Here is a 17,991-nt window from a genome sequence, read left to right as displayed (position 1 = left end):
GTTACCCCGGAAGGTTAACAAAAGCTTGTGCGCGGCGGCAAGAAAGAAATGCCGCCGCACTCTCGTAACGTAAGCCCCGGTCAAGGCTCACTTAAAGAGCGCCAGAACGTTCTGCGCACTGTTGTTGGCGATCTGCAGCGACTGGATTGCCAATTGTTGCTGTGTTTGCAGAGCCGACAGCTTGCTCGATTCCTCTTCCATATTCGCATCGACAAGCTTGCCGACGCCGGAGTCGATCGTGTCGCTCAGCGTCGAAACGAAGCTTGTCTGCAGGTCGATGCGGGTCGACAGCGAACCCAGTTGCGAGGCCGTGCTCGTCATCGCGTTGAGGGCCGATTGCACCAGGTTCATCGACTTGGCGATGTCGCCACTCGTCATATCGGTGATGTTAAGGCTGAAGACGGAATAGTCGGTGCCGTTGATATCCTGCGTCGTGCCGAGGATGCCGGAACTGGTGTCGATCGTGCCGTCAGCGTTGGCGCCGAACATGACGTTGCCTTGCGATCCCGAATCGAACGTGTAGCTGGTGCTGTTGACCGCGACCGTGCCATCATTGTTGCGGACAAAGGAGGACACGACCGACGCGGAAGCGCCATTGGCCCCAATCATCCAGTTCTGCCCGGAGAACGATGCGGACTGTGCAATGCTTTCGAGCTGCTGCTGAAGCTGCGATATTTCTTCCTGGACATCCGCTTTGTCGACGCTGTTTTCCGTTGCCGCGACAAGCTTGTCCTTGATCTGCTGGACGACATTGATGGAATTGTCCATTGCCGTATAGGCGGTGTCGACCTTTGCAGCGCCGAGACCCAGCGCGTCGGAGACGGCCGAAAGCGCACTGTTATCGGAGCGCATGGTAGTTGCGATCGACCAATAGGCGGCATTGTCCGAGGCCTTGGCGACACGATAGCCCGAGGAGACCCGGTTTTGGGTATCTTCCAAATTATTGTTGATCGAGCGCAGAGTCTGGAGGGCAGACATTGCCGCGTCATTGGTCAGAATGCTTGTCATGGAGAAGTGCCCCTTGTGGCTGAGATTGGAAGGGACATTCCGGTCTTCGGCCGGGAACGGCAATCAGCGTCATGCCTGTTAACCGGCTCTTAGGAGAGATTAACCAACCGTTGCGTTAGTCGCAGATGACAACATTAGGCTTAATAAAAAGTTAACAACAAAGCCGAAAAGTTAACAAAACCATATCTCGTGAAGCGAGTTCGCCACTCACATCGCGTTCTGAACTCCACTTGTGCGTCGCACAGGCAGAGGCGGAAATTCGTCTAAAACATCCTCGTTTCAAGGGAGCGATCGGCACATCAGGTCAGCTTCGCGCCATCTTGGGCAGCATAAGATTGTCACGATCCGACAACTGTCGGGCATAAACGGCGTGGTTGCGAGTCGGTACATTCAGCCGATACGGGGTCGACATGTTAAGTTTACAAGACAGCGGATTGCCCTGGGATGGACCTCTCCAACGGACAAGCCTTGACCCTGACGACTGGCAAGCCCTACGCAAACAGGGTCACCAGATGTTGGACGACATGCTCGACTATCTGGAAACGCTCCCGGAAAAGCCCGTCTGGCAACCAGCACCGTCGTCTGCGCGCGCTCTATTCGACGCGCCGCTGCCTGTCGAGCCGACCGATCTCGCGGATGTCCATGCCATATTTCGTGACCGTGTCCTTCCCTATGGCAGCGGTAATATCCACCCGGGATTTATGGGCTGGGTGCAAGGCGGCGGAACGGCCACGGGTATGTTGGCGGAGATGCTGGCCGGCGGCCTCAACGCCAATCTCGGCGGACGCGACCATATGCCGATCGAGGTCGAACGCCAGATCATCCGTTGGACGCAGCAAATATATTCGTTTCCGGACACTGCCGGCGGCGTGTTCCTGACCGGCACCTCCCAGGCGAATTTTGTCGCCGTCCTGCTCGCAAGGAGCAGGAAGCTCGGCGCAGGTGTCCGCACACAGGGCCTCTCCAACGAGCCGCGGCTGGTGGCCTACGCATCGACCGAAGTGCATGGCTGCGTACCGCGCGCGTTTGAGATGTCCGGTATCGGCAGCGATCAACTGAGGCGTATCCCGGCCAATGCCGCCGGGCAGATCGACATTGCAGCTCTCGAACGTGCCGTCATTCGCGATTGGAAGGAAGGGCATACGCCGTTCCTGGTCATAGGAAGCGCGGGGACCGTAAACACCGGCGCGGTCGACGACCTCATCGCTTTGCGCGGTATCGCCGACGCCTACGACCTTCATTTTCACGTCGATGGTGCGCTGGGAGCCCTGGGCATCCTGTGCGATGATCTGGCGCATTTGTTCACAGGCATCGAGTCCTGCGATTCACTTGCATTTGATTTCCACAAATGGGGCCAGGTGCCCTACGACGCGGGCTTCCTCCTCGTTCGGGACAGCGCATGGCAACGCCAGACGTTTGCCTCGGAGGCAGCCTATCTCAGCCGCGCTTCCTCCGGCCTGGCCGGCGGTGACTGGTGGCCATGCGACTACGGCCCGGACCTGTCACGCGGCTTTCGCGCACTCAAAACCTGGTTCACCCTCAAGACCTATGGCGTCAAAGCCTTGGGGAATTCGATGGCCGCCAATTGCGCTCTAGCGCGCGGTCTTGCCCGCAGGGTCGAGCAGGAACCTGCCTTGCGGCTCCTCGCGCCGGTTGCGCTCAATATTGTTTGCTTTGCCTATGTGGGCCTTGCCGGCGATGCGCCGCCGGATGTCAACGCTCGGATCGTCGAACTTCTCCACGCCGAAGGCTGTGTTGCTCCATCCCTGACCCATGTGAATGGTCAGGCTGCGATCCGCGCCGCCATTGTAAACCACCGTACGCGGCAGGCGGATATCGATGCGCTGATTAACGGCGTTCTGAAACTCGGTTCTCGACAGGATTTGCTCCAATGCTGATGACATCCGGCCTCGTTGCCGATCGCGCCCCCGATGAAATTGGAGGCGCGAGCAGAATCCTGGGCATGCAGAAAATTGTGTCGCTCATCTATGCCGGCGCTGACGTCACACCGCTTTGGAACGAGCTGATGCAGCGCGTCGGAGCCGATGGCGCGGATGCGGCGGCGATTTTCGACCTGGCGACGATCCTGCAGACCCTTGGTCGTTCCGAAGAGGCGCACCAAGTCCTGCGGGGCGCGGTGGAATTGAAACGCGACTTCTGCGTCGTCCATGGGAATGGACAGGGACCTCGGTTGTTGGCCTTTGTTACGCCGGGCAATTTCATGGCGAACACGCCGCTGGATTTCCTGCTGGCGGGCAGCAACTGCGTGCTTTGGCTGCACCATGTGGATCCCGAAACGACCGAGCTCTCGGATTTGCCGGACCACGACGTCGCGTTCATGGCGATCGGCGAATCAACAGAAAATGTCCCTGTGCTTGGGCGGATGCAGAAGCTGCTGCTCGATTTTGACGGCCCGATCATGAACAACGATCCGGAACTGATCAGTCGGCTGACGCGCGACGGCGTAAGCGGAATGCTCGCCAGCGAACCCTCCATTCTGTCGCCGCGCACTCATCGCGTGCCGCGCGAAGATCTGGTCGCTGTCGGCGCGGGCACAAAGACCCTGGATGAATGCGCACCGGGGCTCTCATTTCCGCTCGTCGTGCGCCCGATCAGCACCCATGCCGGCAACGGAATGGAGCGCATCATCGATATCCCGGGATTGTCCGCGTGGCTTTCCACACAGCCTGCGCCCGAACTCTATGTCGCACCCTTCATCGATTTCCGCGGCCCGGACGGGCTATACAACAAGCAACGCGTCGTATTTATCGAAGGGAAGGCGTTCGCCAGCCATATGGCGCTGTCCGAGCATTGGATCGTGCACTACCTCAGCGCCGGCATGGCGCAAAGCCCGGCAAAGCGGGCGGTCGAACAAGCATGGATGGAAAATTTCGATACGGATTTCGCGATTCGCCACAAGGAGAGTTTCGCGGCTCTATATCGTCACATAGGGCTTGATTATTTCGGCATCGACTGCGCAGAACTCCCCGATGGGCGCCTGCTGGTCTTTGAACTCGATGTGGCGATGGTAGTCCACAACATGGATAGCGCCGTCATCTACCCCTATAAGCAGGTAGCCATGCGCAAGCTGTTCGACGCCTTCGTTGCCGCAGTGCAGAACAAGACAGCTACCTGCTAAGCCAAATAGCTCGCACGCTCATGCGGTGTGGCCGTCGTCGAAGAGACGCCGACCTCAAAAATGCAAAACCGCGCCTCTTTCGAAGGCGCGGTTGAATTGCCGTTTGGAAATCTCCGCTGGCGCGGAGCGCTGGCTCTTCTTAACGGAAGAGCGACAGGATGTTCTGCGTGGAGGAGTTGGCGATCGAGAGCGACTGGACGGCCAGCTGCTGCTGCGTCTGCAGAGCAGAAAGCTTGCTCGATTCCTGTTCCATGTCGGCATCGACGAGCTTGCCAACGCCCGATTCGATCGAGTCTGACAGCGACGAAGCGAAGGTCGTCTGCAGGTCGATACGGGTCGAAATCGAGCCGAGGCGCGAACCCATGCTGGTCATGGAGTTCAGAGCGGTCTGAACCATGTTGAGCGCGCTGGAGATCTGGCCGCCGGTCATGCCGGTGATGTCGAGGCTGAACACCGAGAAGGTGCCGCTTACGGTGCCGAGGATACCCGAAGCAGTATCGATCGAGCCGTCTGCCTGCGTGCCGAACAGAACGTTGCCCGTCGCGCCGGCGTTGAATTCGTAGGACGTGGTGCTGACCGAAACGGTGCCGTTGGTGCCGCGGATGAACGAGGAAACAACCGATGCGGAGCCGCCGCTTGCAGCCATGACCCAGTTTTCGCCGTTGAACGAAGCGGACTGAGCGACGCTCTGCAGCTGCTGCTGCAGCTGGCCGATTTCTTCCTGGACCTGACCCTTGTCGACCGAACCTTCCATGGCGGTAACAAGCTTGGACTTGATCTGGCTGACGATGTCGAGGGCGCTGGTGACAGCGGTGGTTGCCGTGTCGACCTTGGCGGCACCGAGGCCGAGGGCGTCGGAAACGGCGCCGATGGCGCTGTCGTCAGACTTCATGGTGGTGGAGATCGACCAATAGGCAGCGTTATCGGAAGCCTTGGAGATGCGCAGGCCGGAGGAAACGGCATTCTGAGTGGTCTGCAAGTCGCTGTTGATGCCGCGCAGTGTCTGCAGGGCGGACATTGCAGCGTTGTTGGTAAGGATGCTCGTCATAATATTTTGCCCCTTTGGCAGCGGTTAGATAAGGGACATTCCGGACCTAAAAACCGGTAACGGCACTCAGCATCATGCCTGTTAACCCCATTCGGTTATGGTTAACTCGCCGTTTCAATGGTTCTTAGAAAACAGCAATATGGTTAAAAAAACCTGAACCGACCTCAGTCCAAAAATATAAAAAAAACCGCGCCTTAGAGAGGCGCGGTTAACTTGTTGTTTAGAAATTTCGGCTGGCGTCAGACGCCAGTCCTTCTTCTTAACGGAACAGCGACAGGATCGACTGTGTGGAGGAATTGGCGATCGAGAGCGACTGGATAGCCAGCTGCTGCTGCGTCTGCAGAGCAGAGAGCTTGCTCGATTCCTGTTCCATGTCGGCATCGACGAGCTTGCCAACGCCCGATTCGATCGAGTCTGACAGCGACGAAGCGAAAGTCGTCTGCAGGTCGATGCGGCTGGAGATCGAGCCGAGCTTCGAACCCATGCTGGTCATGGAGTTCAGAGCGGTCTGAACCATGTTGAGCGCGCTGGAGATCTGGCCGGAGGTCATGCTGGTGATATCCAGGCTGAAGACCGAAGCGCCGACCTTGGTGTCCGTGGTGCCGAGGATACCCGAAGAGGTATCGATTGAGCCGTCTGCCTGCGTGCCGAACAGAACGTTGCCCGTTGCGCCGGAGTTGAACTCGTAGGACGTGGTGCTGACCGAAACGGTGCCGTTGGTGCCGCGGATGAACGAGGAAACAACCGATGCGGAGCCGCCGTTTGCAGCCATGACCCAGTTTTCGCCGTTGAACGAGGCGGACTGAGCAACGCTCTGCAGCTGCTGCTGCAACTGGCCGATTTCTTCCTGGACCTGACCCTTGTCGACCGAGCCTTCCATGGCGGTGACAAGCTTGTCCTTGATCTGACCAACGATGTCGAGAGTGCTGGTGACGGCGGTGGATGCCGTGTCGACCTTGGCGGCACCGAGGCCGAGGGCGTCGGAAACGGCGCCGATGGCGCTGTCGTCGGACTTCATGGTGGTGGCGATCGACCAATAGGCGGCGTTATCGGAAGCCTTGGAGATGCGCAAGCCGGACGAAACAGCGTCCTGCGTGTTCTGAAGGTTGCTGCTGATGCCGCGCAGAGTCTGCAGAGCGGCCATAGCGGAATTGTTAGTTACGATGCTGGTCATGAGTGTGTCCCCTGGAAACTGAATACAAAAAGGAGGACATACCGGACTTCGAATACCGGCGATGACGGAGCGGCTTCATGCTCCTCGGCCCCATTTCCTAGAGGACCAAACCCGTCATGTCGCAGGTAAAGTCGCATGCATTACTTGCGAATTTCTTAAACACGGAACCCGTAAAAGCGGCCGACTGTAACGTAGCTAACAACGCGTAAAGGTATGGTGTCAGCCGTCGCTTCGGTTTGGGGCAAGCTACATGGGCGATTATTCCGCAAACCCATGATGACGGTCCTCGGCCTTTGCCGAGGCCTGTTCAACGTTCGCTCGGAGTTCTCGCTCGTGAATACGAAAAACGCCTTTGTGACAGCGTCCAGCCTCTACCAAAAGGGACAATATACGCGCGCGCTCGAAACACTGAACGAGTTGCTCAATGTCGATACATCGCCGAAGACCTATGCTCTGCTGGCGAAAACGCTGCTCAAGCTCGGTTTCAAATCGGACGCGGCGAAGTCGTATGAACTGGCAGGCCGACAGAAGCCTTACCGCGAAGATTATCTGCGGGAAGCCTTGCTGCTGCATTTCGTCACCGGCGACGAAGACGCAACGCTTTCGATCGGAAGCCTGATCCTGCCTCAGGCGTTCAAGGACCCGGAGCTTGCCTTTGCCCTTTCCAGCATCTTTCTGAGCCGTCAGCAAAGGGATTTGCTGGCCGGCTTCAAAACCGTCCTGGTCGAGGGACCGGAGCTCAAACATCGGCTGATGGCGGCAAAGCTGTTGACCGATGACCTCTACGACGAAGGCAACCGGCACATCGTCGCCACGCTTTTCAAGAAGCATCCCGACAACATCATCTTTCGCACACTTTATTTGATCTTTGCCCGCGAATTGTCCGATCTCGCAACGGTCGACAAACATATGGCGCCGATTCTGACGGCGGTTGCCAAGGGAAACCTGGACTATGTCAGGCCGGACAATCCCTTCTTCCATCTGCACTGGTGCGGCGACGAAGCGATCAACAAGTTTGCGGTACACGACACGGTGCCACTACCCGCCGGACACGCCGAGGCGCGCCGCAAGGCGCCGCATACATGGGGCGACAAGATTCGTATTGGCTATCTCTCGTCGGACTTCTGGCCGGGCCACGCGACAATGAAGCTCATGCAGCGGACTTTGGAGCTGCACGACAGGGACCGGTTCGAGATTACCCTCTTCGACCATTCACCCTTGTCGTCACAGCGCTCGGAAGATTTCGATTATTCGAGATGGGGTACCATGGTCGATATCCGCAGCCTCTCCGATCAGGCAGCGGCAGAGACAATTCGCGCCCGTGGGATCGACATCCTGGTCGATCTCAAAGGACATACCAAGGATAGCCGCGTCCGCATCCTCAACCACATGGCCGCGCCGATCCAGACGGCATGGCTCGGCTTTCCGGGCTCCGCCGTCAACATCGACCTCGACTACATCATCGGCGATCCCTACGTCCTGCCGGATTATTCCAAACCGCATTTCCACGAGAAGTTTTGCCGCCTGCCCGAATGCTATCAGGCGAACGACCCGCTCTATCGCCCGAAGCCGCGGCCGACAACCCGTGCGGAGCATGAACTGCCGGAAGATGCCTTCGTCTTCGCCTCGTTCAACGGCAACCGCAAGATCACCTCGCACATGATCGATGTCTGGTGCAACATCCTGAAGCGCACCAAGAACAGCGTCCTATGGCTGCTCTGCAACGGTCCACGCGCCGAGGCCAATCTTTGGGCACGCCTGGAGGCGCGCGGTATCAACCGGAAGCGCATCGTCTTCACCACTCGTATCCGCTATGAGGATCACATCGACCGCCAGCAACTCGCAGATCTAGGTCTCGATACCTTCCCGGTGAACGGCCATACGACCACCTCGGAACAGCTCTGGGGCGGTTTGCCCGTGCTGACGATGAAGGGCACGAACTTCGCTTCGCGCGTCAGCGAAAGCCTTCTCACCGCCATCGGGGTGCCGGAATTGGTGGCCGCAGATGTCCAGGCCTATGAAGATATGGCCGTGGAGCTTGCCAGCCAACCGGAACGTATTGCCACGTTCAAGGATACACTGGCCGTCAACCGTTATATCAAGCCGCTCTTCGATGCCGAACGCTTCACCCATCACCTGGAGACGGCCTACGAAATGATGGTCGAACGCGCCAGACAAGGCCTCGGGCCAGATCATATGGATGTGCCGGCGCTGCCGGTGCGCGCCGAGCCGTTCCTGGTCGAGGGCCAGAATGCGGCGTCTATCGCCGCGGAATAAGGATCTACAGTCATCGGGAGTTGCGTTCCCGATGACTGTCCCGCCGGCGGTAAGCGATCAGTGGAAAGAGCGCACGAGGCTGCCGACCAACAGGTTCCAACCGTCGATCAGCACAAAGAAAAGGATCTTGAAGGGCAGCGAGATCGATGTCGGCGGTAGCATCATCATGCCCATCGCCATGACGATGGTCGAAACGATCAGGTCGATGACCAAAAACGGCAGAACGACCAGGAAGCCGATTTCAAAACCACGGCGGATTTCCGAGATCATGAAGGCAGGGATCAGCACGCGATAATCGATCTTGTTGTCGACCACCACGGTCTGCCCACGCTCCTGGGCGAGATCGACGAAGAGCTTGATGTCCTTGTCGCGCGTGTTGTTGGACATGAAGGTGCGGAAAGGCTCCGCGATGCGCTGGACCGCATCCGTCTCCGAAATCTGATTGGCAAGCAGTGGCTGGGCACCGTCCTTCCAAGCCTGATCGAAGGTCGGCGACATGACGTAGAAGGTCATGAACAGCGCCAGGCTGAGCAAGATCATGTTCGACGGCGTGGTCGCCAGGCCCATGCCCGAACGCAGGATCGAGAACGCGATGATGAAGCGCGGAAAGCTCGTCACCATGATGAGGATGCCGGGCGCGATCGATAAGATCGTCAACAGCCCGAAGGTGCGAATGATCCAAGCTGCGACCGACCCATTCACCGGGACGTTCAGGAGATCTGTCGGGAGTTGTTGCGGCAATTGCTGCGCCATCGCCAGTTCAGGCGAAAATGCAGCAAATACTAATATAATCAAAGCAAGTAATAATCGAATCATTCGATCACGAAAGTTCTGAACATAACTTTCGATACCCGCCCTTCCGAGCGGAGGTCAACACGTTCCTGAATGTCATCCCGAAGATATTGGAAGCCGCGCGGCCCCTCGATCTGCTGCAGCGAGACGGTGCGGACATAGGCGAGGATATCCTGATGGATGGCTTCCGCCAGCTGCGCGTCCGGCTTGTCCTTAAACATCAGCGCAATTTCGAGCCTGACCCAGTTTTGCGACGGATAGGCGAGATTGGTCGTGATCGGATCGAGTTGGATAATGCCGTTCGCTTCCGCAGCAGCCGCAGCCTGTTTTTCACCGGTGGGCGCCTGCGCCGCGGCGGCCTGTACCGCGGCCGTCGCCGTCTTGATCTTCGGCGCGACCATGGTGCCGAGGAACCAGCCGCCGCCACCGCCGAGGACCGTCAGGATCAACAGCCCGAGGATCATCATGATCAGCGGCGATCCTTTGCCCTTTGCCGATGCGTCTGCCGCTGCTGCCATGTCTCTATCCGCCCTGTTAACAATATGCCATGCGCTGCCCGGCCGTCAGAGCGGCGACAGCAGGTCGACCGCCTGTTGACCGCGCGGCGGCTGCTGTATTTCCGTCAGACGGCCGCGACCGCCATAGGAGATGCGCGCTTCGGCGATCTTGTCATAGGAGATCGTATTATCCGACGTGACGTCTTGCGGCCGGACGATGCCGGCGACGTTCAGGATGCGGATTTCCTGGTTCATGCGCACTTCCTGCGAGCCGCTGATCATCAGGTTGCCGTTCTCCAGAACGCCGGTGACGACGGCGGCGACGAGCAGCGTGATTTGCTCGGAGCGCTGCATCTTGCCCTTGGCGTCTGTGCTGGTGTCGGAGCCAGAGGTGGCGTTACCGGTCGTGCTCGGCTTCCACCCGAAGATCGTAGCACTGGCGTCCCAGTTCATGTCACTCTTGTTTGTGCGACTGCGATTGGTCTCGTTGTCCCAGTTCGCCTTGTCGTTGATCTGGATATTGACCGTCAGGATATCGCCGACATTGAGCGCGCGCGCATCCTTGAAGAGAGCCGCCTGCGAGTCGTTCCAGAGCGAATAGCCCTGAGCTATCTGATGCGGCCGCTTCGGATACTGCAACATTTGCGGCGTCGACGCGTATTGCAGACCGCTGCCGATCGGGCTCATGGCTGGCGCCCTGCCAATCTCCTTAAGAGCTTGAGAGGAACAACCGGCAAGAAAGACGACGACCGCGCACGTGGCCGTAAGACGCATGTTCATGAGGGGTCCTTCGACTTCGATGTATTCGGATCGGACGCGCTAGCGATGATATTGGTGACGACGGCCGCCTTTTGCGGATCCATCTCCGCCAGAACGAGGCTCGACTGGCGTGGCGAGAGCTTCATGATGATCGCGGCTGCCACCGTGATCTTGACCTGGTCCAGGCTCGCCGCAGCAGCATCCGGCTTCATGTTCTTGTAGATGTCGACCAAGCCGGAATCTGCGGTTTTCAGGAAATCGTCGCGCCGCTTCAGCCAGTCTTCATATTCCGCCTTGCGCTGGTCCATGGTGGCGATGCGCTGATCGACATCGGCCTGCAGCTTTTCAAGTTCCTGCTTCTGTAACAGGTAGCGCTGGTCGCGGGCAGGATCGGCGATATTGGTACAGAACTGCTTGATCTCGTCCTGACTGGCCGCCGGATCGACGACCGGCTTGGGTGCCTCCTGCGCTGCTGCGGCGCAGACCGACAGCAGCAATGCGGCCATGGCGGGAACCGCCACAACACCCCAGGAAGTCAGCATTTTTCTGGCGGTGACGATCGATGTCATTGAAGAACGAGCTCCGCTTGCAGCGCGCCGGCCGATTTGATGCCTTGCAGGATTGCGATGATGCCATCGGGCTTGACGCCGATATTGTTCAGCCCGGAGACCAGCGTTTTCAGGTCAGGACCTTCGAGCACGGCGACGCGGCCGCCGCTCTTGCTCGCCGTGATATCCGTCTGGTCCTGGACGGCGGTCTGACCGTTCGAGAAGGGTTCCGGCTGGATCACCTGCGGGTTCTCGCTGACCTGCACCGTCAGGGTTCCGTAGCTGACGGCGACCGGCGAGACGCGGACATCGGCGCCGATGACGATCGTTCCGGTGCGCTCGTTGATGACGACCTTGGCCGGCGTATCGGTCTGGACGTCAAGATTTTCGATATCCGCCATCAGCCGCGTCAGGTCTGCCATCTTCGGCTTGTCGATCGCGACCTCCTGCGAGTCCTTGGCCTCCGCGATCGGACCGCCGAAATGCGAGGTCGCCCAGGCATTGACGGTATCAGCGATACGGATCGAGGTGGAGAAATCCGGATTGCGCAACTGCAGGACAAGATTGACGGAGTCCTTGAAACGCGAGGGCAGTTCGCGTTCGATGATGGCGCCACCCGGCACACGGCCGGAGGTCGTGGTGCCTTCGGTAACGCTGGCTGCCGCCCCTTGCGCCTGGAAACCCGAGACAATGACCGATCCCTGCGCTACGGCATAGATCTGCCCATCGGCACCGCTGAGCGACGTCATGATCAGCGTGCCGCCGCGAAGCGACGTGGCGTCGCCAAGCGAACTGACCGTGACATCGATGCGGCTGCCGGGGCTTGCGAAGGGCGGCAGGTTGGTCGTCACCATGACGGCGGCGGTATTCTTGGCGGCAGACTGGCCGCCTTGCGTCGAAATGCCGAGATTCTGCAGCATCGCGCGCATGGATTGTTCGGTAAATGGCGAGGAACGCAGGCCATCGCCGGTCCCCTGGAGGCCGACGATCAGGCCGTAACCAATCAACTGGTTGTCGCGGCCAGCCTGCAATGAGGCGATATCCTTGATGCGCGATTGCATCGCCAGTGCCGGATTGGTGACAATCAGGCTGGGCAATGCCAGCAAAACCGCTAGAAAATGACGAAGGCTTCTCATTTTGCGACCACGCGGATCGTGCCGTTTTCGAGAACCGTGCCGTTGACGATGATGCCAGAGTCCAGATTGCGGGCGCGCACGCTGTCGCCGACCGCGCCGTCATCCAGTGGCGTCCCGGCCGCAGTAATCGTCATGCTGCCCATGTTCATTACAAGGCGGACATTGGAGCCGCGCGTCACTGCATAGGGTTCGCGGAGCGCGGAAACCGAGATGGTTCGACCAGGCAGAAGCGTGCGTTTCGACACCATACCCGTCACCTCACGGATCGCCTTGGCGTAATCGCCGGTGAGGTTCGGGTTGGTGACATCGACCTCTTCGAGCTGGCCGCTGCTGATGATATCGCCGGGATAGATCACCTCGGTCGGCACGACGGCAGTCCCAAGGCTGGTCGCGTCGGTACCCATTGCGCCGGCGGGAGCGGCCGACACGAACGTGACGGAGAGGCTCGCTGCGGCGAGCCAGGCCATTGCTAAGCTTTTCATCCGGCGAAACCTCATGTTCGGCCCGTCCTCTCGTTACTTCAGATCTTTGCTGACGATCTGTGCCATGTCGTCCGCTGTGGTGATGACCTTGGAATTCATCTCGTAGGCGCGCTGTGCGGTGATCAGGTCGGTAATTTCCTTGACCGGATCGACGTTCGACGATTCCAGGTAGTTCTGCTTCATATAGGCGAAGCCGTTCTCGTTCGGATCGGAGACAACCGGATCGCCGGAAGCCGGCGTCTGGGTGAAGAGATTGCTGCCCATCGGTTGCAGGCCGGCTTCGTTGACGAAGTTGGCGATCTGCAACTGGCCGAGAACGGTCGGCGTCGTCGCAGTGCCGATCGTTGCCGAGACCTGCCCGGATTCGTTGATGACGAGGTTGCTGGCATTGTTCGGGATCGTGATGCCCGGCTCGAGGACGTTGCCGTCCGCGGTGACGATCTGGCCGGTGTCGCTCTTGTTGAACGAACCTGCGCGCGTGTAGGCCGTCGTACCGTCCGGCATCTGGATCTGGAACCAGCCACGGCCGACCAGCGCAACATCGAGCTCGTTCTGCGTCTGCGACAGTTCGCCCTGGATCTGGATGTTGCGTACCGCCGTCGTCTGGACGCCGAGACCGATATTGGCACCTTCCGGCACCACGGCCTGGTTCGGCCGATTGGAGATGCCCTTGGCGCGCTCGGTCTGGTACAGAAGGTCCGAGAACTCAGCACGGGAACGCTTGTAGCCCGTCGTATTGATGTTCGCGATATTGTTCGCGATCACTTCAAGATTGGTTTGCTGGGCGTCCATGCCCGTCGCGGCAATAGCGAGCGCTCTCATGTCTTGGTCCTTCGAGCTAGAGCGTGATCCCGAAAGCCGCGAAGCAGCTTTTGAATAAGATCATGCCAAATCAAATAATGGGAGCGGGAGCGAAGCTACCCGTTCTAGATCTGCATTTTCGTAATATCGAGAAAGGCGGAGACGACCTTGTCGCGCAGCGCGATCGCCGTCTGCAGCGTCTGATCCGCCTGCATGACCTTGTCGACCACTTCGCGGGTGTTCATCGTGCCCTTGATGCCGGCAAAGGAGGCGTTTTCGGCTTCCTTCAGCGTGTTGACGGTGTCTTTCGCCACGTTGGACATAACCGAGGCAAAGCTGGTTCCCGTGGCGTTCCCGAGCGTTGTTCCCGCCGTCGGCGCCAGTGTGTTGGATGAAGAGGAGCTCTGGTCCGTGGCGATGCTGCCGAGACCGCGGACTGCCGAGAGAGAGGCGACATTCTTGATAGCGTCAATCATTGTGCATTCTTCAAGAGATCAATGGTGGAGGAGATGAGATCGCGCGACTGCTTGATCGTTTGCAGATTGGCCTCGTAGGAGCGATTGGCTTCGCGCATATCGGCCATTTCGACGAGAATGTTGACGTTGGGCATTTTGACATAGCCCTTCGGGTCCGCCGCCGGATTGTCTGGGTCGTATTCCTCGATGAACTTGCTCGTGTCTTCGCCCATCTTCTTCACCCCGACCGTGGTCACGTTATTGGCGCGATCGACCTCGGCACCGAAGGTCACCGTCTTGCGGCGATAGGGATCAGAGCCAGGGGTGTCGCCCGTCGAACGGGCATTGGCAATATTTTCGGAAACAACACGCAGGCGGGTCGATTGAGCCTCCAGGCCGGAGCCCGCAATCTTCAATGCGGCTGATAAAGGGTCCATAACATCTTCACTTCATCTATTGTTTTACGGTCATCAACATCATGCGATGAAAGGAGCTGACGAGGGCGGTGTTCAAGCCGTACTCGCGCTGAATGTCGCCGGATTTGGCGAGTTCGTCTTCCAGGCCGACGGTGTTACCCGACTCCTGGACGCCGATTTCCTGGTTGAGCGACGCCTCTTCGACATTCACGTCGCCGCTGTCACTGAATTCATTGCCCGAAAAATGCGCCGGGTTGGTCTTCGCCATGCCGATATTCTCGTTGTCGAGAACGGCTTGAAACGGCGTAACGTCCTTGGCTTGGTACTTCGGGGTATTGGCATTGGCGATGTTGCCGGCAACGACCTCCTGGCGAACCTGGAGCCACTCGGCTTGCCGCGAGGCCAGGTCAAAGAGCTGAATGGGTTGCATAGGCTTCTCTCCGTTCTTACAGCAGGGACCCTAGAGGGATAATCTTGCGTGGGACTTGCGGGGAATGCGTTCTTGCTAAAGTCTTTACAAAGCCTGATACGCAGGCGATTGCGGGCTGTCAGTCGTGGCCGTAGACGTCGCCGGTGGAAGTGACGATGACCCACTTTCCCTCGCGCTGCTCGATCGTCGCCAGACGGCTGTTATCGGGCAGGATCGAGCCGACGCGTACGACATACATGCCGGTATCATCCTCGATTAGCGCCCGGCCGTTTGCGACGTGCAGCAAATGGAACGGCGACTTGCCGGGGAACGGCTGATCCTCGGCGGGCGGGCCTTTGTCGTCCTCACGCCCGATATTGCTGATCGTTGCCGTCGTCAGCGGATCGGGAACAATGTCCTTCGGCTCGTTCGGATTCTTGTTGACCATGGCAAGCGGCGAGACGTTGACGATCTCGCGTCCCGGCCAATTCGGCAGATCGCGGGTATGATCGCCCTCGGCAACGTGAATGCCGAATTTGTCGGGGTTCAAAAATACATACCAGGGGAAGAAGGCCGAGACGCCGGCGAGCACCAGACCGGTGCCGGCCAGGGCCTTATCGGTGAAGGTCCGCTTCTTCGGGCGCTTCAGCGGAGCGACCGGTTCGTCTGCATCGGATTCTCTCACGTCTAGCCTCTCTCAGTACGGTTTCCGAAAAATATCAAGCGGTTTCGGACAAGATCACGCGAAATCAAATAGCTGGAGCGAAACGGCGTTTCACCGAAACGTCATTTGGCTCTAGGTTGGGCGGTCGCGACCGAGCCGTTTTTCAAGGCAGTCGCGAGATCGGTGAAGGCGTCGGCCGAGGGCCGTTCGCCGGGGGTCTGCTTCAGTATCTCGTAGATGATCGGCACCTGTCGGACGGCCATGTCGAGATCCGCGTCGCTGCCCTGGCGGTATCCGCCGATCAGGCGCAGGTCACGGGTTTCCTCGTAGCGATGCACAAGTGCCTTAAGGCGCGAAACCAGCTTTTCCTGATCCGGCGTCCAGGCCTTGCGCGCTAAGCGCGACACCGAAGCCAGCGGATCAATCGGCGGATAGCGCCCTTCCTCGGCAAGGCTGCGCTGCAGAACGATGTGGCCGTCGAGAATGCCGCGGGTGGAATCGGCAATCGGGTCGTTGTGATTGTCGCCGTCGACGAGGATGGAGATGATCGCGGTGATCGTGCCCGTCCCTTCCGGTCCCGGACCTGCCCGTTCCAGAAGGCGCGGCAGTTCGGTGAAAACCGAGGCCGGATAACCGCGCGCGATCGGCGGCTCGCCGGACGCGGTCGCGACCTCGCGGATGGCATGGGCGAAGCGGGTGACGCTGTCGACGATCAGCAGCACATTATCGCCGCGATCGCGGAAATACTCGGCGATGGTGATGGCCGACAACGGCGCCATCTTGCGCAGCATCGGGCTCTCGTCGCTGGTCGCGACGACGGCGATCGATTTCTGCATGTGAGAACCGAGCGTGTCTTCGATGAATTCGCGGACTTCGCGACCACGTTCACCGACCAGCGCGATCACGACTTTGTCGAAAGCGTTGGCCCGGGCCAACATCGACAGCAGTGTCGACTTGCCGACGCCGGAACCGGCGAAGATGCCGAGACGCTGGCCAAGGCAGAGCGGCGAGAAGATGTCGATCGCACGCACACCGGTCTTAAAACCGGTGTCGACGCGTTTGCGCGTCATCGACGGCGGCGCGGTGTTGGAGATCGAGCGCGAATCCGTCCCCGCCGTCAGTGGTCCCAGGCCATCGATCGGCTCGCCCAGCGAGTTGATCGTGCGCCCGCACCAGCTATCCGATGGCGAAATGCGGAAGGCGCCCTTGCGGATGACGATGTCGTGGATGCCGATCGGCTCACCCGGTTCGATCGGACAGACATAGGTCAGCTCCGGCTCGACGCGGACGACTTCGCCAAGATGAATGCCGGTCGCCGAACGATGGGCCACGAATTCACCAAGGCGAACATGTCTGGAAAGGCCGGCGACGGTGTAGTGCCCGGCTGCGATAGTACGCACATGGCCACCATCGGCGACCGTATTTTCGGCCATCAAATATTGCCCCGCCAAAGCGGCCATATACGAAAGTTTCGGCGACACCGCGCCTTCCGGCATTCCATCCTCGAACATGATCCGCCCCTCTTACTGGCTGCCGCCGAGGGTCTTGATCGCATCCGTGAGAGTACCTTCACTGTTATTCGTAAGCGTCGAGATATTGTCGAAGGCACGGCTGACTTCGATCAGCTCGGTCATTTCCCGCATCCCGTTGACGTTGGAATTTTCAAGGTAGCCCTGGGCGACACCGACATTGGAACGGTCGACGACGGGCTGCGGCGGGTCCGTCGGCAGTACGCCGCTATTGTCGTAGCGCAGGAAACCCTTGCTGATATCAGAGTTATAAAGCCCGATTTGGCCGGCCTGTTTGCCGTTTTGCGAGACTGTGCCATCGGAGGAGACGGTCGGCGCTCCACCGGCCGGGTCGAGCTGGATGGGCGCTCCGCCGGGATCGAGCACCGGATAGCCGCGCTCGGAAACCAATGCACCGCTATCGGTCATGGTGAAGCGGCCGTCGCGCGTCAGGACCAGACCGGCCGGCGTATTGAGACCGAACCAGGCGTCGCCCTTGACGGCGAAATCGAAGAGATTGCCGGTGTTCTGCAGTTCGCCGTTATCGGTGGAGAGATAGTCATTGCCTTGTGAGACGAAGGCGACCTTGGCGTTGAGCTTGTTTTCAGTATTGCTGAGCACTTGATTGAACTTGACCTCGGTGCCACGAAAACCCGTGGTGTTCACATTGGCCATGTTATCGGCGATCGTCGTCAAACGCCGCTCGAGCGCCATCTGCGATGACAGCGCCACATAGATACCAGACTGCATTTTCAACGCCCTCCGGACATTGGAGAATAACGGAAAAGGAAACGCCAGATATCGCGGCGCTCCAACATGTCGTTAGCCGGGCGTGGATGCCCTTGCCCGTTACTCTGCCTGCATTGGCTTGTGCGAAG

General features: G+C 59.1%; 19 protein-coding genes. 3 read left to right on the top strand and 16 right to left on the bottom strand.

What is annotated here, in order from left to right; all coding sequences use genetic code 11:
• Nucleotides 1-87 precede the first annotated feature (87 nt).
• The gene (locus FHT86_RS19355) at nucleotides 88-1,008 is read right to left on the bottom strand and encodes a flagellin (RefSeq protein ID WP_133708441.1); all 921 of its coding nucleotides are present in this window, start codon (nucleotides 1,006-1,008) and stop codon (nucleotides 88-90) included.
• Between the two features lie 410 nt (nucleotides 1,009-1,418).
• Between FHT86_RS19355 and FHT86_RS19350 the strand changes: the two genes are divergently transcribed.
• Both FHT86_RS19350 and FHT86_RS19345 read left to right on the top strand, forming a co-directional pair.
• Nucleotides 1,419-2,906, top strand: coding sequence for a pyridoxal-dependent decarboxylase (locus tag FHT86_RS19350; protein ID WP_133708440.1), 1,488 nt, complete (start codon nucleotides 1,419-1,421; stop codon nucleotides 2,904-2,906).
• Nucleotides 2,900-4,147 carry a RimK family alpha-L-glutamate ligase gene (locus FHT86_RS19345; protein ID WP_133708439.1) on the top strand — a complete coding sequence of 416 codons (1,248 nt, stop codon included), beginning with the start codon at nucleotides 2,900-2,902 and terminating at the stop codon, nucleotides 4,145-4,147. The genes FHT86_RS19350 and FHT86_RS19345 overlap by 7 nt, the downstream gene beginning before the upstream one ends.
• 139 nt (nucleotides 4,148-4,286) lie before the next feature.
• On the opposite strand, the gene FHT86_RS19340 is transcribed toward FHT86_RS19345, so the two are convergent.
• Together FHT86_RS19340 and FHT86_RS19335 are read right to left on the bottom strand one after the other, a co-directional pair.
• On the bottom strand, nucleotides 4,287-5,195 hold the full coding sequence (locus FHT86_RS19340; protein WP_133708438.1) for a flagellin: 909 nt from the start codon (nucleotides 5,193-5,195) through the stop codon (nucleotides 4,287-4,289).
• Between the two features lie 259 nt (nucleotides 5,196-5,454).
• Nucleotides 5,455-6,369, bottom strand: coding sequence for a flagellin (locus FHT86_RS19335; RefSeq protein WP_133708437.1), 915 nt, complete (start codon nucleotides 6,367-6,369; stop codon nucleotides 5,455-5,457).
• 333 nt (nucleotides 6,370-6,702) lie between these two features.
• Here FHT86_RS19335 and FHT86_RS19330 point away from each other — a divergent pair, with 333 nt between their 5' ends.
• On the top strand, nucleotides 6,703-8,646 hold the full coding sequence (locus FHT86_RS19330; protein WP_133708436.1) for a CDC27 family protein: 1,944 nt from the start codon (nucleotides 6,703-6,705) through the stop codon (nucleotides 8,644-8,646).
• A 57-nt stretch (nucleotides 8,647-8,703) separates the two neighbouring features.
• Here FHT86_RS19330 and fliP read toward each other — a convergent pair whose 3' ends face one another.
• The 13 genes from fliP to flgF form a co-directional block, all read right to left on the bottom strand.
• Nucleotides 8,704-9,462 (bottom strand): flagellar type III secretion system pore protein FliP, encoded by a 759-nt coding sequence (gene fliP, locus FHT86_RS19325; protein WP_133708435.1) that lies wholly within the window; start codon nucleotides 9,460-9,462, stop codon nucleotides 8,704-8,706.
• Nucleotides 9,459-9,956 (bottom strand): flagellar basal body-associated FliL family protein, encoded by a 498-nt coding sequence (locus tag FHT86_RS19320; protein ID WP_133708434.1) that lies wholly within the window; start codon nucleotides 9,954-9,956, stop codon nucleotides 9,459-9,461. Before FHT86_RS19320 ends, fliP begins: the two co-directional genes overlap by 4 nt.
• A 45-nt stretch (nucleotides 9,957-10,001) precedes the next feature.
• On the bottom strand, nucleotides 10,002-10,715 hold the full coding sequence (gene flgH, locus FHT86_RS19315; RefSeq protein ID WP_133708433.1) for a flagellar basal body L-ring protein FlgH: 714 nt from the start codon (nucleotides 10,713-10,715) through the stop codon (nucleotides 10,002-10,004).
• Nucleotides 10,712-11,263, bottom strand: a complete 552-nt coding sequence (locus FHT86_RS19310; RefSeq protein WP_133708432.1) for a MotE family protein — start codon at nucleotides 11,261-11,263, stop codon at nucleotides 10,712-10,714. The genes flgH and FHT86_RS19310 overlap by 4 nt, the downstream gene beginning before the upstream one ends.
• Nucleotides 11,260-12,378: a flagellar basal body P-ring protein FlgI gene (locus FHT86_RS19305; RefSeq protein ID WP_133708431.1), complete on the bottom strand. Its 1,119-nt coding sequence runs from the start codon at nucleotides 12,376-12,378 to the stop codon at nucleotides 11,260-11,262. The genes FHT86_RS19310 and FHT86_RS19305 overlap by 4 nt, the downstream gene beginning before the upstream one ends.
• Nucleotides 12,375-12,860 carry a flagellar basal body P-ring formation chaperone FlgA gene (gene flgA / locus FHT86_RS19300; RefSeq protein ID WP_409527601.1) on the bottom strand — a complete coding sequence of 162 codons (486 nt, stop codon included), beginning with the start codon at nucleotides 12,858-12,860 and terminating at the stop codon, nucleotides 12,375-12,377. The genes FHT86_RS19305 and flgA overlap by 4 nt, the downstream gene beginning before the upstream one ends.
• A gap of 33 nt (nucleotides 12,861-12,893) precedes the next feature.
• On the bottom strand, nucleotides 12,894-13,682 hold the full coding sequence (gene flgG, locus FHT86_RS19295) for a flagellar basal-body rod protein FlgG (protein WP_133708429.1): 789 nt from the start codon (nucleotides 13,680-13,682) through the stop codon (nucleotides 12,894-12,896).
• A 104-nt stretch (nucleotides 13,683-13,786) separates the two neighbouring features.
• Nucleotides 13,787-14,137, bottom strand: a complete 351-nt coding sequence (locus FHT86_RS19290) for a flagellar hook-basal body complex protein FliE (RefSeq protein WP_133708428.1) — start codon at nucleotides 14,135-14,137, stop codon at nucleotides 13,787-13,789.
• Nucleotides 14,134-14,553, bottom strand: a complete 420-nt coding sequence (gene flgC / locus FHT86_RS19285; protein WP_133708427.1) for a flagellar basal body rod protein FlgC — start codon at nucleotides 14,551-14,553, stop codon at nucleotides 14,134-14,136. Before flgC ends, FHT86_RS19290 begins: the two co-directional genes overlap by 4 nt.
• Nucleotides 14,554-14,569: 16 nt before the next feature.
• Nucleotides 14,570-14,962 carry a flagellar basal body rod protein FlgB gene (flgB, locus tag FHT86_RS19280; protein ID WP_133708426.1) on the bottom strand — a complete coding sequence of 131 codons (393 nt, stop codon included), beginning with the start codon at nucleotides 14,960-14,962 and terminating at the stop codon, nucleotides 14,570-14,572.
• A 118-nt stretch (nucleotides 14,963-15,080) separates the two neighbouring features.
• Nucleotides 15,081-15,626: a flagellar protein gene (locus FHT86_RS19275; protein WP_133708425.1), complete on the bottom strand. Its 546-nt coding sequence runs from the start codon at nucleotides 15,624-15,626 to the stop codon at nucleotides 15,081-15,083.
• A 101-nt stretch (nucleotides 15,627-15,727) separates the two neighbouring features.
• Entirely contained in the window at nucleotides 15,728-17,116 is a 1,389-nt protein-coding gene (fliI, locus tag FHT86_RS19270) for a flagellar protein export ATPase FliI (protein WP_133708424.1), read from the bottom strand.
• A 12-nt stretch (nucleotides 17,117-17,128) separates the two neighbouring features.
• Nucleotides 17,129-17,863 carry a flagellar basal-body rod protein FlgF gene (flgF, locus tag FHT86_RS19265; RefSeq protein WP_133708423.1) on the bottom strand — a complete coding sequence of 245 codons (735 nt, stop codon included), beginning with the start codon at nucleotides 17,861-17,863 and terminating at the stop codon, nucleotides 17,129-17,131.
• Nucleotides 17,864-17,991 lie beyond the last annotated feature (128 nt).

It is taken from the genome of Rhizobium sp. BK313, from assembly GCF_014193655.1.
Taxonomy (GTDB): domain Bacteria; phylum Pseudomonadota; class Alphaproteobacteria; order Rhizobiales; family Rhizobiaceae; genus Rhizobium.
The sequence above is the reverse complement of the archived record's forward strand: the minus strand, read 5'-3'. Positions and strand labels throughout refer to the sequence as shown.